The organism is Pseudomonas sp. HMWF032 (assembly GCF_003060885.1).
Lineage (GTDB): Bacteria > Pseudomonadota > Gammaproteobacteria > Pseudomonadales > Pseudomonadaceae > Aquipseudomonas.
This window is the reverse complement of record NZ_QAIG01000008.1, coordinates 1-11,816: the sequence shown is the minus strand read 5'-3', so window position 1 is coordinate 11,816 and position 11,816 is coordinate 1. Positions and strand designations below refer to the sequence as shown.

The window sequence follows — 11,816 nt, the reverse complement described above, 5'->3', positions numbered from 1 at the left end:
CTCGTGAAGCTCGGTAAACCAGTTTTAGATTGGCTTGCCGAACTGGCGATTCATTCGTGCGCTGATTCGCCGGACCAGCCAGCGCGGTCCTAATCGAGGGCTGAGAGCAATCAGGCGATTGCGCCAGCCTGGGATGATGATTGCTCGGTTTTTCTCCAGGGCCTTAACAGTGATCAGCGCCACTTCTTCGCAGCTCATCATCAGCTTGCTGCCTTGCAGGGCTTTGACGTCCATGCTGGCTGTGCGGAAGAACGCACTGCGAGTGGGGCCCGGACACAGCACGGAAACTTTCACCCCGTCCGCTTTCAGCTCCTCGCGCAGGCCTTCGGAGAAATGCAGCACATAGGCCTTGCTGGCGTAGTAGTTGCTCATGCCTGGGCCTGGCTGAAACCCGGCAACCGAGGCCACGTTGAGAATCTGGCCGCTGCCCTGGCCGGCCATGATGCTGCCGATGGCGTGGCACAGACGCGCCAGAGCCAGGATATTCAGTTCGATCAGTTGCTGTTCGCGGGCCCAGTCCTGGGCCACGTAGGCGCCAGAGCTGCCGATACCAGCGTTGTTTACCAGCAAATCGATAGTGCGTTCGCCTTGCTCCAGCTCATGCAGCAGGCCGCTGACCTGCAGCGGCTGGCTGAGGTCGCAGACGCGAAATAGCACCTCCACGGAGAAGCGTTGAGTCAGCTCGCAGGCAATGCTTTCCAGCGCATCGCGTTGACGTGCCACCAGAATCAGATTGCGGCCACGCCGGGCCAGGGCCTCGGCCAGGGCCAGGCCAATGCCACTGGAGGCTCCGGTGATAAGCGCGTAACGGGTCATAGGACTCTCCGGGATGGGGCCTTTCGACCCCACGCACCGTGCAAGGTTGCGTTTTAGAGCGCGGCGTCTGCATAGCCCATATAGGCGGGCAGGGCGATGGCTGCGACGATGCCAAGGATGATCATCGCAATCCACAGCAGGGCGAGGACTTTTACCGCCTTGCTGTTGGGCGGTGGCGGTGGGCCGAAGCGGTTAGCCTCGGTGCTGCCGGGGATGATGAACATCAGCAGCGAGAACACCCCGCCGACAACCGGCACTAGGGTGACCAGCAGCAACCAGCCAGACCAGCCGATGTCATGCAGCCGCTGCACGCCGAACATGATGCCAACCACCGCCACGGCGATGCCCACTACCACCATCAGCAGACCGCCAAGAATCTCCGATGCGGCGAAGAAACCACCGGCGATGCCGAATAATGGCAAGCAGGCCAGCATCAGCACCATTGACCAGGCCAGGTAGCGCAAACGGCCGATTCGCCCGTCGGTGGTAAAGACTTTTAGCTCGCCGAACTCCGGCAAGGCTTCAGCCACTGCAGCTTTAGGCGTGGCGTAGGGCGTGGTTGCTGCGCTGAGCACTTCTGGCGGGTTCTCAGCGAGCATGGCCTGACGGGCGATGAATTTCTCGATAACGATGCCGCATGCCGAGCATTCGATGGCTTTGCTTTGCTGGTGACCGCACTTTGGGCATGTCATCAGTACGTTGCTTTCGGCTTCGCTGCTTTCCGTACGATGGTCATCGGTTTCCACCAGGCTCAGGCTGGCGGCCAGATCCTGTTCCTTGCGCACTTTGGCGCCGGCACTTTGCAAGGCTTTGAGGTACTGGTCGGCCTCGTTCTCGCTAAGGTCGCGTTTAATATCGACTGGTTTGCCGATGAACAGCGAGTTGATCCGGGTCAGATCGCTCTTGAACAGCCGAGCAAGGTTTTCCTTGGTGGTTTCCAGGCTTGCGTCCGGCATCAACTCGCCGTTGAACACAATCTTGTAGCGGGCTTGGGTCATGTCGGCGTCCTTGTCGGTGCCAGGATGGAGTTGCGCTACAGACTAGCCGGCCTGCAGGCCAGTAAACAAGCCGCTTTGCCTGCAAATATGTGCATCCCTAGAGATGCTTCACGCTCTGCCGTGCGCTGCCCAGCTGCCCACTAGACGGCCGTTGCGCAGCAGTACGAGTTGGTTGAACAGTTCGAACAGTCCCTCCGAACGGTGCGGGTGGAGGAATACCCAGTCATCGACCTGCAGACCTGTGTTGTGTGAGCCGATTAGCCGCTCCTGGTTGGCGCTGCGACCATACAGTCGGTCATAGCTCAGCCCGGCAGGAGAGACCGGGGTGGCTGGCCACTGTCCGCCATACAGGTAGTAGGCCTGCTGACGGTTACGATCCCAGCGTTGCATCAAGGGCTGCGCCGAGGCGAGAAACGGCAACTGCCCAGGCAGTGCCTTGAGCACCGGGCTGGCGATCCACAAGGCCGCCTGCAGGCCGTCGAGCAAGGGGCTGTCAAAATCGCTGGGTTTGAGTAACGCGGAGCCTACCGCCACCTCATTCAATGGTGTGGCGAGGCGCGTGTGCAAGGTATAGGTCAGGCTTCCGGCACCATTGAGCAGCGGTTGCGCCGGCCATAACTCGCTAAAGGCGGCGGCACTGGCAATAAACGCCTGGTAACGCGCTGCGCTTTGGGCAAAGGCGTTGTCTTGATCCACCCAGGCGGGCGTATGGGCCAGGTGCGCGTCATAGCCCATCAGGCCGCGAACGCGCAGCCGGTTGGGTGTGTTACGCAGCCAGGTGAGCGCTGCAGCGAGTTCGGCGGCTGTGGCAAAGCCGCCACGGGCCAGGCCGATGTCGATTTCAAAGGCAATCTGCAGCGGTTGGTCGAGCGCGTTGGCCAGGGCGGCGTATTCCTGCAAGCGGGTCTGGCTGTCGATCAGCCACGTCAGTTGCTCGGCGGGGACAAAGCCGCTGCCCTGCGGCAGTTGCTGGTAGAAACTCAGAGCCGCTGCGCTGGGCAAGGGCTTGCCGAGCAGCAGGTCGGACCGCGGGAAGTTCAGCGCGAGCTGATTGATCTGTGGCTGGTGGAAGACCATAAAACGCTGCGTGCCGAGCTTCTTCGCCAGGTACTCAAGCAAGCCGGTGGTGGCCAGTGATTTGGCTACCAGGCGCAGCGGCAGTTGGCTGCCGAGCTGCTCAGCCAGCCGCTCGGCATTCTGATCCAGGCGTGCGAGGTCAATCACCAGCAGGGGAATACCGCGGCCCTCACGGCGCAGCAACTGGTTAAGTGCCGCGAAGTAGGGCGCGTGCGGCTGGCCAAGGTCGCTCGGGCGCAGCGCCCAGCCGGCCAGCAGCCCGAACGCGCCGATGCTGAGCAGGCTGCGTCGCTTCATCGCGGCCAGCGTTGTTGCAGCTGCAGGCTGTGCGTGAGGGCGGCGCGGTATTCGCTGTCGAGGCGGGCGATCAACTGCTCGACGCTGGGCAGGTCGTGGATATTGCCGACGCCCTGCCCGGCCGACCACACGGTTTTCCAGGCCTTGGCTTCTTCGTCCATGGGTTTGAGTTTCTCGCCGTAATTGACTTCGCCTTTGTTCTGCAGCTGTTTGAGGTCGTAACCCGCCTGCTCCAGGCTCTGGCGCATAAAGCTCGCCGGGACGCCGGATACGGCGGGGGTGTGAATGATGTCGGCGGCTTTGGCGTCGAGGATCATCTGCTTGTACGCAGCGGAAGCGGCGTTTTCCTGGGTGGCGATCAGGCGGGTGCCGAGGTAGGCAAGGTCGGCGCCAAGCAGTTGCGCAGCCAGTACTTCGTGGCCCTGATTGAGGCAGCCGGCGAGGAGCAGGGTCTTGTCGAAGAACTGGCGGATTTCCGCGATCAGCGCGAACGGGCTCCAGGTACCGGCGTGTCCGCCTGCGCCGGCAGCGACTGCGATCAGCCCATCGACGCCGGCTTCGGCGGCTTTCTCGGCATGCCGGCGGGTGGTCACGTCGTGGAACACCAGGCCGCCGTAGCTGTGCACCGCGTCCACCACCTCTTTCACTGCACCGAGGCTGGTGATCACGATCGGTACACGCTGTTCGACGCAGATCGCCAGGTCCGCCTGCAGGCGCGGGTTGCTGCCGTGCACGATCAGGTTGACCGCATAAGGCGCGGCTTTGCTGTCCAGCCCCGCTTCGATCTCCTCCAGCCAGCCTTTGAAGCCGCTGCTCTCACGCTGGTTCAGCGCGGGGAAGCTACCGACGATGCCGTTGTTGCAGCAGGCCAGCACCAGTTGCGGGTTGGACACCAAAAACATCGGTGCGGCGACGACGGGCAGGCGCAGGCGTTGTTCGAGCAGGGCGGGCAGCGACATGCAGTAATCCTCTTGTTGGCGTTAGAAAGGGCGAACCACGACCAGAATGACAATACCAAGCAGGGCTAGTACGGGTGCTTCATTGAACCAGCGGTAAAACACGTGACCGCGCTGGTTCTCGCCCCGGGCAAATGCCTTGAGTTGGGTGCCGCACATAAACTGGTAGACCACCAGCAGGGCCACCAGGCTCAGCTTGGCGTGCATCCAGCCTTGGCTGAAGTAGTGGCTCGGGTTAAGGCTAATCAGCCACAGGCCGAGGCCGAGGGTAAGAATCAGCGACGGCCACATGATTCCGCGATAGAGCTTGCGCTCCATGATGCAGAAGCGTTCACGGCTGATTTCGTCGGTGCTCATGGCGTGGTAGACGAACAGGCGTGGTAGGTAGAAAAGGCCAGCGAACCAGCAGACCATGGCGATGATGTGAAAAGCCTTGAGCCATAGATAGAGCATTATCCGTACTCGTTGCTGAAAAGTGCCCCGATAGTAGTGGGCATGGCCGTATCCGTCATCACCGGCGGTTGGCCCCTGGCGGAAGCGCCCGTATTATCGGCAGCTTTCCACTGTTGGTATTGCAAAGGGGCAAGTGATGATCAAGGTTGGAATCGTCGGCGGCACGGGGTACACCGGTGTCGAACTGTTGCGTCTCTTGGCGCAACACCCGCAAGCGCAGGTTGAAGTGATCACCTCGCGCTCCGAGGCCGGCATGCGTGTCGACGAGATGTACCCGAACCTGCGCGGTCATTACGACAGCCTGGCGTTCAGTGTGCCGGATGTCGCCACCTTGGGCGCCTGTGATGTGGTGTTCTTCGCCACGCCGCACGGTGTAGCCCATGCCCTGGCCGGCGAGTTGCTGGAGGCGGGGACCAAGGTGATCGACCTGTCAGCCGACTTCCGCCTGCAGGATGCCAATGAGTGGGCCACGTGGTATGGCCAGCCCCACGGTGCGCCGGATCTGCTGCCGGAGGCGGTTTATGGGCTGCCCGAAGTCAATCGCGAAGCCATCAAGCAGGCGCGCCTGATCGCCGTACCGGGCTGCTACCCCACGGCCGCGCAACTGGCGCTGATTCCGCTGCTGGAGGCCGGCCTGGCCGACACCACGCAAGTGATCGCTGACTGCAAATCGGGTGTCAGCGGTGCGGGTCGCGGGGCCAGCGTCGGTTCGCTGTTCAGCGAAGCCGGTGAAAGCATGAAAGCTTACGGTGTGAAGGGCCATCGGCATCTGCCGGAAATTCGCCAGGGCCTGCGCCGGGCTGCCGGTAAGGATGTCGGTCTGACCTTTGTACCGCACTTGACGCCGATGATCCGCGGTATCCATGCGACGCTTTACGTCACGGTGGTCGACCGCTCGGTAGACCTGCAGGCGCTGTTCGAGAAACGTTATGCCAACGAGCCCTTCGTCGATGTGATGCCGGCCGGCAGCCATCCGGAAACCCGCAGCGTGCGTGGCGCCAACGTCTGCCGTATCGCCGTGCATCGGCCGCAAGACGGTGACCTGGTGGTGGTGCTCTCGGTGATCGACAACCTGGTCAAAGGTGCTTCGGGGCAGGCCTTGCAGAATATGAACATCCTCTTCGGCCTCGATGAGCGTCTGGGGCTGTCACACGCAGCCTTGCTGCCCTGATGCCGGGCTGGGAGGTTCGCCTGCACGATCCGGCGCGTGCCCGGCGCATGCGTCTGTTCACCGTGTTGCTGGTACTGTGCATTCCGCTGGCCTTCTATGCCGGGAGCGTGTGGCAACTGCAGCGTCAGCCGGCGGTAGCGGTGGAGACGGCGAGCGCGGTGGTGCGTGATGAGCAGTTGCTGCGCGAGGTGGAGGCGTTACGCCAGCGCCTGGCGGTGCTCGGTAGTGCTGAGAAAGTCAGTCAGCAAGCCAATGAGCAGAGCCGTCTGAGCATCAAGCTGCTGGAAGAGCAAATCTATAGGCAGCAGCAGGACCTGGCCTTCTACAAGGGCGTGCTGGCTCCGGCCAGCCGCCGTGAAGGGCTGCGGATCAAAACCTTTGAGCTGCAGGCCACGGACAGGCCCGGGCTTTTCCGCTACAAGATACTCCTGAGCCGTGTCGGGAAAGGCGAGACGCCGCTGGAAGGTCAGCTGCAGGTCTCTATAGTGGGTAAACAGGGTGAGCAGGAGGTCACGCTTGAACTGGCCGCGCTGACTGCCGGTTTGCCGGACGCGTTGCCGGGGCAAGCGATTGCCTTTGCCTTCAAGCACTTCCAGGCCATCCCAGAGGCCGGGCGCTTTGCCGAGCTGAAGTTGCCTGAGGGCTTTATCCCGCGTGAAATCAAGGTGCGTGCTGAGGTGCAGGGCGAGAAGCCGCTGCAGCGCACGTTCAAGTGGAACAACGAGGAGTAACTGTTCCTTATGTGGAATAAAGACAAGGCGCGCCCTGATGTACAGCGTTTCGCCGGCAAGACCAGCCTGATTGCGGTAGGCGCCGAGCTGCATGGCGACCTGAGGTTTCAGGGCGCGGTACAGGTCGATGGTCAGGTCCATGGCAACTTGCTGGCCAGCGAAGGCATGGTGCGCATCAGTGTGCAGGGGCGGGTTGAAGGCGAGATCCGTGCGCCCCATGTAGTGATCGACGGCGAAGTCATTGGCGATGTGCACGCCAGTACTCACCTGGAGCTCGGTTCGCGTGCGCGCGTGCGCGGCAATCTTTACTACGCCCTGATGGAAATGGCCATGGGTGCACAAATCGAAGGGCGTCTGTGCCGCTTGCAAGACGAGGCGCGACCGTTGGAGCTGCCGCAACCGCAGGATGCTGCACAATAGTTGACCGCTTTTCTAGGGTAAGCGGATAATGCCGATCAGAATGCAGTATGGCGCTTAGCGCCGGGAGTTAATCAGCATGAGCGTCGAAACCTTCACCCCCAGTGCGATGCAATTTACGCAGGGGGCGGCGAACAAGGTGAAGAACTTGGTCGATGAAGAAGGCAACCCGCGGTTGAAGTTGCGCGTCTTCGTAACGGGAGGCGGCTGTTCCGGCTTCCAGTATGGTTTTACCTTCGATGAAGAAGTGGCCGAGGATGACACCATCATCGAACGCGAGGGTGTCAGCCTGGTGGTTGATCCGATGAGCTTCCAGTACCTGGCAGGTGCCGAAGTCGATTATCAGGAAGGGCTGGAAGGGTCGCGTTTTGTGATCAAGAACCCCAATGCAACCACCACCTGCGGTTGCGGTTCTTCGTTCTCGATCTGAATCTGGCTGTTCACTGCAACGCCGTGCCTTGTGCACGGTGTTGTCGTTTCTGGCTGTGGCTTTGCGTGGGTTTCAGGCGGGGTAGATCGCGCCGAGAATCCGCAGACCGCGTGCGCCTGTGACGCTGGGGCGGTTGCCCGGAATGCCTTCCAGGCAACAATGCGCCAGCCAGGCAAAGGCCATGGCTTCCACCCAGTCGGCGGGTACGCCCTGCGTATCGGTGCTGCTGACTTGGCATTGCGGCAGCAGTTGGGCCAGGCGCTGCATCAACCTGTGATTGTGCGCGCCACCGCCGCAGACCAACAGTCGCTCGGTGTTCTGCTGAGCGGCCTTGAGCGACGCGGTAATGCTGATTGCTGTTAGTTCCAGCAGGGTGGCCTGCACGTCCACTGCGGCCAATACCGGCAGGGTTTGCAGCTGCTGATCCAGCCAGGTTAGGTTGAACAGTTCACGGCCTGTGCTCTTCGGGCCTTCCGTCTGGAAGTAAGGGTTGCTCAGCAGCGTTTGCAGCAGTTGCGGCTGCATCTGGCCACTGGCTGCCCACGCGCCGTGCTGGTCATAGGCCGCGCCTTGATGGCGCTGTATCCAGGCATCCAGCAGCACGTTGCCCGGCCCGCAATCAAAGCCGTGCACCGGGCGCTCAGGCTCCAGCAGGCTGAGGTTGCTGAAGCCGCCAATGTTGAGAATCGCTTGAGGGCTGTCTGGGCGGGCAAACAACGCCTGATGAAAGGCCGGAACAAGTGGCGCGCCCTGACCACCTGCGGCCACATCACGGCGGCGAAAATCGCTGATCACGCTGATGCCAGTCAGTTCGGCCAGCAGTGCCGGATTACCGATCTGGATAGTGAACCCTCGCGCGGGCTCGTGGCGTACGGTTTGACCGTGGCTGCCGATTGCGCGAATACGTTCGGCGGCTATGTCGTGTTGGCTGAGTAGGTTCTTGATGCCCTGCGCCGCCAGATCAGCCCACTGTTGCTCGGCAATAGCCGCGCGGGCCAGTTCATCCGTGCCTGGGGCGCACAGGCTGAGCAGGTCGCTACGCAGCGCGTCGGGCATGGGCAGGTAGTGGGTGCCGAGCAGCTGGGTGCTCTCGGTTTGCTCAATCAGCGCGATGTCCAGCCCGTCGAGGCTGGTACCGGACATCACGCCCAAGTAGAGAGGCATGGTTCAGCGCTGATTGTTGAGGGCAAGCAGAGTGGACTTTTCTTTGTCCATTTGTGCCATCAGTGGTTTGCTCAGCTGCATGAAGCGTGCTTTCTCGCTGCTGGCAATAGGGTCGGCCATCGGCAGTTTCTGGCTCAGCGGGTCAACGTGCACGCCATTGACCTGGAACTCATAGTGCAGGTGCGGTCCGGTGGATAAGCCGGTGGTGCCGATATAGCCGATGATCTGGCCCTGCTTGACGTTGATGCCGTTGCGGATGCCTTTGGCAAAGCCGTTCATATGGGCGTACAGGGTGCGATAGCGCTGGCCGTGCTGGATGATCACCGCATTGCCATAACCGCCATGACGGCCGGCCAGGGTGATCCGGCCGTCGCCGGCGGCCTTGATCGGTGTGCCACGTGGCGCAGCGTAGTCCACACCTTTGTGGGCGCGAATTTTATTCAATACCGGGTGGCGTCGACCGGTCGAGAAGCGTGAGCTGATTCGAGCGAAATCCACCGGGGTGCGGATAAAGGCTTTGCGCATGCTCTCGCCATTGGCGTTGTAGTAGCTGCTGATGCCTTGCTTGTTTGTGTAGCGCACCGCAGTGTAGGTCTTGCCGCGGTTGGTGAAGCGTGCGGAGAGAATATTGCCGGTGCCGATCTGTTTGCCGTTGACCACTTTTTTCTCGTAGATCAACTCAAACTCGTCACCTTCGCGAATGTCCATGGCGAAATCGATGTCATAGCCGAATACGTTGGCCAGGTCCATGGTCAGGTTGTGTGATAAGCCGGCTCGCTTGGCCGATAGAAACAGTGAGCTGTTGATTACTCCATGGGTATAGGTGGTATGGATTTCAGGTTTCACCAGCTCGCGCTTGAAGTTGAAACCTTTCTCGCTCTTGGTTAAGGCAATGCTTTCCAGATCGCTAAGTTTGCTGTGCAGGCTTTCAAGCTGGCCTTCGGCGTTCAGATTGAACTCTAGGGCTTGACCTACCTTCAGGCGTGTCAGCTGCTTGGCTTCCTTGCTGCTGTTAAGCACGGCATGCAGGCTAGTGGCACTCAGGCCGACCTTGGCAAAAACCGTGGACAACGTATCGCCATTTTCAACGCGGACAACGCGGTGTAGCGGATCTGTTTCCTGAGTTTCTTCAGGTTGCTTTGCTTGTAGTTCTACTTCGTTTGTGTCCGCTGAACCTGCAGCGAATGGGGACTCGCTCGGGGTCATGCTCAGTGACTGTGTCGCTTCGGGGGCATTCTGCTGCTCGGAGTACTCAGCATTATGATCCAGATCCAGATTAATGAAGGTCTTCTTAGCTTCTACTTCGCGGGAGGGGAAAACCAGAAGTGCCAGGCTCAGCAGGGCGGCAACGCCACTGGCCGCCAGGATATGGCTTTTCGGATATAGCGGCGGCGCTTTAGTTGTAGAGGTCATAGGCGGCTTTTTGACTTTGGAAAAATGAAAAGAAAAAATAGATAAACGAAATGATGAATATGCAGTAACTGTATAAAATATAACCAAATCGCTGGCTAGGCAAGCTTGCTTGGCGCGTGATGATCTTAGCGTGTGTGAGTGGCGGGCAGAACTTGTGATTTGTCTGCGATCTTGTATGGTTGGTTCCCTTTTGAGTTGAGTGGTTGTGAGTGCAGTCATGAAGTCGGTTGAAGAGCAGTTAGCGCTGATCAAGCGTGGCGCGGAAGAAGTTCTGGTTGAGGCTGAGCTGATTGAGAAGCTCAAGCGCGGTCAGCCGCTGCGCATTAAAGCGGGCTTTGATCCGACCGCGCCTGATCTACATCTTGGGCATACGGTGCTTATTAATAAGCTGCGTCAGTTCCAGGACCTTGGTCATCAGGTGATTTTCCTGATTGGCGACTTTACCGGGATGATTGGTGACCCTAGCGGCAAGAGCGCGACTCGCCCGCCCTTGACTCGCGAGCAGGTGCTGGAAAATGCCGAGACCTATAAGAATCAAGTGTTCAAGATTTTGGATCCGGCAAAAACCGAAGTCGCATTCAACTCCACCTGGATGGATAAGATGGGGCCGGCTGACTTCATTCGCCTGACCTCTCAATACACCGTGGCACGTATGCTCGAGCGGGATGACTTCAGTAAGCGTTACTCAACCAATCAGCCGATTGCAATCCACGAGTTCCTTTATCCGCTGGTTCAGGGGTATGACTCCGTTGCGCTGCAGGCAGATGTTGAGCTGGGTGGTACTGATCAGAAATTTAATCTGCTGATGGGGCGCGAATTGCAGCGTTCGTATGGGCAGGCCTCGCAATGCATTGTCACCATGCCGCTGCTTGAAGGGCTGGATGGCGTCAAGAAGATGTCCAAGTCGCTGGGTAATTACATTGGTATCCAGGAGGCGCCAGGCATCATGTACAACAAGCTGGTCTCCATGCCGGATGCGTTGATGTGGCGTTATTTCGAGTTGCTCAGCTTTCGCTCCATGGACGAGATTGGCCAGTTCAAGCGTGATGTTGAGCAGGGCGCTAATCCGCGTGACATCAAAATCAAATTGGCCGAGGAAATCGTGGCGCGCTTCCATGGCGAGGAAGCTGCACTCAATGCTCATCGTTCAGCGGGTAATCGCATGAAAGAGGGTGAGCTGCCGGAAGATCTGCCAGAAATCGAGGTTCTATCTACCGAAGACATGCCTATCGCAGCATTGCTCAACAAAGCTGGTCTGGTGAAAAACGCAGCGATGGCTCGCGATCTGTTAGGTGCCGGCAGTGTGCGTGTCGATGGTGAGGTTGTAGATCGTGCCTTTATATATAAGCTAGGTGCGGTGCACGTTTGCCAAGCTGGCAAGAAAGCCTTTGCGCGCATTGCGCTCAAGGCGGAGTAGCCTATCCGCTGACTGTTGCGCGGTGTTTTCGACAAAGCCGTTGAAGCGCAAGCTTCAACGGCTTTGTCGTATCTGCAGGCGGTGCAGTGTCTGGTTCTATTCGCAGTGGTCGCCGTGTCGGCGAAACAAATATGAAACAATCAGTTGACCTCAGGGTTTGAGTCCCTATAATGCGCAGCTCTTAAGGCACATGCGGCTCCTTAAACTTCTTATAAAACAAGAAGTTAGATTTAAATAAGGGGTTGCAAAGCAGCGAAAGCTGCGTAGAATGCGCCTTCTCTTCAGGGGTGATGTTTGAGTCTGAAGGGTTCGGTCGAGGTGATCGGAAGCGGTAGAAGAGGGTGTTGACAGTGGTTTTAAACGCTGTAGAATTCGCCTCCCGCTGACGAGAAGCTAGGTGTTGATCGAAAGCGCAAGTGGTTGAGATTGAAAAGAAATTTTCGAAATCGCTTGACGGAGAATGAGGCTGCTGTAGA

The 11,816-nt window shown here is 59.3% G+C and carries 12 protein-coding genes and 1 pseudogene; 5 read left to right on the top strand and 8 right to left on the bottom strand.

The window, feature by feature from the left end; all coding sequences use genetic code 11:
• Window positions 1–24 precede the first annotated feature (24 nt).
• The 5 genes from DBR00_RS12405 to hemJ all read right to left on the bottom strand — a co-directional run bounded on the left by DBR00_RS12405 (window position 25) and on the right by hemJ (window position 4,597).
• Window positions 25–816, bottom strand: coding sequence for an SDR family oxidoreductase (locus DBR00_RS12405; protein WP_108488579.1), 792 nt, complete (start codon window positions 814–816; stop codon window positions 25–27).
• A 53-nt stretch (window positions 817–869) separates the two neighbouring features.
• Window positions 870–1,814, bottom strand: a complete 945-nt coding sequence (locus DBR00_RS12400; protein ID WP_108488580.1) for a DUF805 domain-containing protein — start codon at window positions 1,812–1,814, stop codon at window positions 870–872.
• A 108-nt stretch (window positions 1,815–1,922) separates the two neighbouring features.
• Complete coding sequence (locus DBR00_RS12395; RefSeq protein WP_108488581.1) at window positions 1,923–3,188, bottom strand: alanine racemase; 1,266 nt, start codon at window positions 3,186–3,188, stop codon at window positions 1,923–1,925.
• Complete coding sequence (locus tag DBR00_RS12390; RefSeq protein WP_108488582.1) at window positions 3,185–4,147, bottom strand: nitronate monooxygenase family protein; 963 nt, start codon at window positions 4,145–4,147, stop codon at window positions 3,185–3,187. Before DBR00_RS12390 ends, DBR00_RS12395 begins: the two co-directional genes overlap by 4 nt.
• A gap of 21 nt (window positions 4,148–4,168) precedes the next feature.
• Entirely contained in the window at window positions 4,169–4,597 is a 429-nt protein-coding gene (hemJ, locus tag DBR00_RS12385; protein ID WP_108488583.1) for a protoporphyrinogen oxidase HemJ, read from the bottom strand.
• A gap of 136 nt (window positions 4,598–4,733) precedes the next feature.
• On the opposite strand from hemJ, the gene argC reads away from it, so the two are divergent.
• From argC to erpA, 4 genes are all read left to right on the top strand, one after another.
• Complete coding sequence (gene argC / locus DBR00_RS12380; RefSeq protein WP_108488584.1) at window positions 4,734–5,768, top strand: N-acetyl-gamma-glutamyl-phosphate reductase; 1,035 nt, start codon at window positions 4,734–4,736, stop codon at window positions 5,766–5,768.
• A gap of 47 nt (window positions 5,769–5,815) precedes the next feature.
• Window positions 5,816–6,499, top strand: a complete 684-nt coding sequence (locus tag DBR00_RS12375) for a DUF6776 family protein (RefSeq protein ID WP_256583006.1) — start codon at window positions 5,816–5,818, stop codon at window positions 6,497–6,499.
• Between the two features lie 9 nt (window positions 6,500–6,508).
• Complete coding sequence (locus tag DBR00_RS12370; protein WP_108488586.1) at window positions 6,509–6,919, top strand: polymer-forming cytoskeletal protein; 411 nt, start codon at window positions 6,509–6,511, stop codon at window positions 6,917–6,919.
• A gap of 76 nt (window positions 6,920–6,995) precedes the next feature.
• Window positions 6,996–7,346 (top strand): iron-sulfur cluster insertion protein ErpA, encoded by a 351-nt coding sequence (erpA, locus tag DBR00_RS12365; RefSeq protein ID WP_108488587.1) that lies wholly within the window; start codon window positions 6,996–6,998, stop codon window positions 7,344–7,346.
• Between the two features lie 72 nt (window positions 7,347–7,418).
• On the opposite strand, the gene DBR00_RS12360 is transcribed toward erpA, so the two are convergent.
• Complete coding sequence (locus tag DBR00_RS12360; protein ID WP_108488588.1) at window positions 7,419–8,510, bottom strand: anhydro-N-acetylmuramic acid kinase; 1,092 nt, start codon at window positions 8,508–8,510, stop codon at window positions 7,419–7,421.
• A gap of 3 nt (window positions 8,511–8,513) precedes the next feature.
• The gene (locus tag DBR00_RS12355) at window positions 8,514–9,923 is read right to left on the bottom strand and encodes a peptidoglycan DD-metalloendopeptidase family protein (RefSeq protein ID WP_108488589.1); all 1,410 of its coding nucleotides are present in this window, start codon (window positions 9,921–9,923) and stop codon (window positions 8,514–8,516) included.
• A gap of 217 nt (window positions 9,924–10,140) precedes the next feature.
• On the opposite strand from DBR00_RS12355, the gene tyrS reads away from it, so the two are divergent.
• Window positions 10,141–11,340, top strand: a complete 1,200-nt coding sequence (tyrS, locus tag DBR00_RS12350) for a tyrosine--tRNA ligase (protein WP_108489037.1) — start codon at window positions 10,141–10,143, stop codon at window positions 11,338–11,340.
• 181 nt (window positions 11,341–11,521) lie between these two features.
• Here tyrS and DBR00_RS20805 read toward each other — a convergent pair.
• Window positions 11,522–11,816 (bottom strand): annotated as a pseudogene (locus DBR00_RS20805) (hypothetical protein); the annotation flags it as partial.

Coding starts and splice junctions, on each gene's coding strand:
- DBR00_RS12400 (WP_108488580.1), bottom strand. CDS start 1,814: ATGACCCAAGCCCGCTACAAGATTGTGTTCAACGGCGAGTTGATGCCG.
- DBR00_RS12355 (WP_108488589.1), bottom strand. CDS start 9,923: ATGACCTCTACAACTAAAGCGCCGCCGCTATATCCGAAAAGCCATATC.
- DBR00_RS12370 (WP_108488586.1), top strand. CDS start 6,509: ATGTGGAATAAAGACAAGGCGCGCCCTGATGTACAGCGTTTCGCCGGC.
- DBR00_RS12395 (WP_108488581.1), bottom strand. CDS start 3,188: ATGAAGCGACGCAGCCTGCTCAGCATCGGCGCGTTCGGGCTGCTGGCC.
- argC (WP_108488584.1), top strand. CDS start 4,734: ATGATCAAGGTTGGAATCGTCGGCGGCACGGGGTACACCGGTGTCGAA.
- erpA (WP_108488587.1), top strand. CDS start 6,996: ATGAGCGTCGAAACCTTCACCCCCAGTGCGATGCAATTTACGCAGGGG.
- DBR00_RS12375 (WP_256583006.1), top strand. CDS start 5,816: ATGCGTCTGTTCACCGTGTTGCTGGTACTGTGCATTCCGCTGGCCTTC.
- tyrS (WP_108489037.1), top strand. CDS start 10,141: ATGAAGTCGGTTGAAGAGCAGTTAGCGCTGATCAAGCGTGGCGCGGAA.
- hemJ (WP_108488583.1), bottom strand. CDS start 4,597: ATGCTCTATCTATGGCTCAAGGCTTTTCACATCATCGCCATGGTCTGC.
- DBR00_RS12405 (WP_108488579.1), bottom strand. CDS start 816: ATGACCCGTTACGCGCTTATCACCGGAGCCTCCAGTGGCATTGGCCTG.
- DBR00_RS12390 (WP_108488582.1), bottom strand. CDS start 4,147: ATGTCGCTGCCCGCCCTGCTCGAACAACGCCTGCGCCTGCCCGTCGTC.
- DBR00_RS12360 (WP_108488588.1), bottom strand. CDS start 8,510: ATGCCTCTCTACTTGGGCGTGATGTCCGGTACCAGCCTCGACGGGCTG.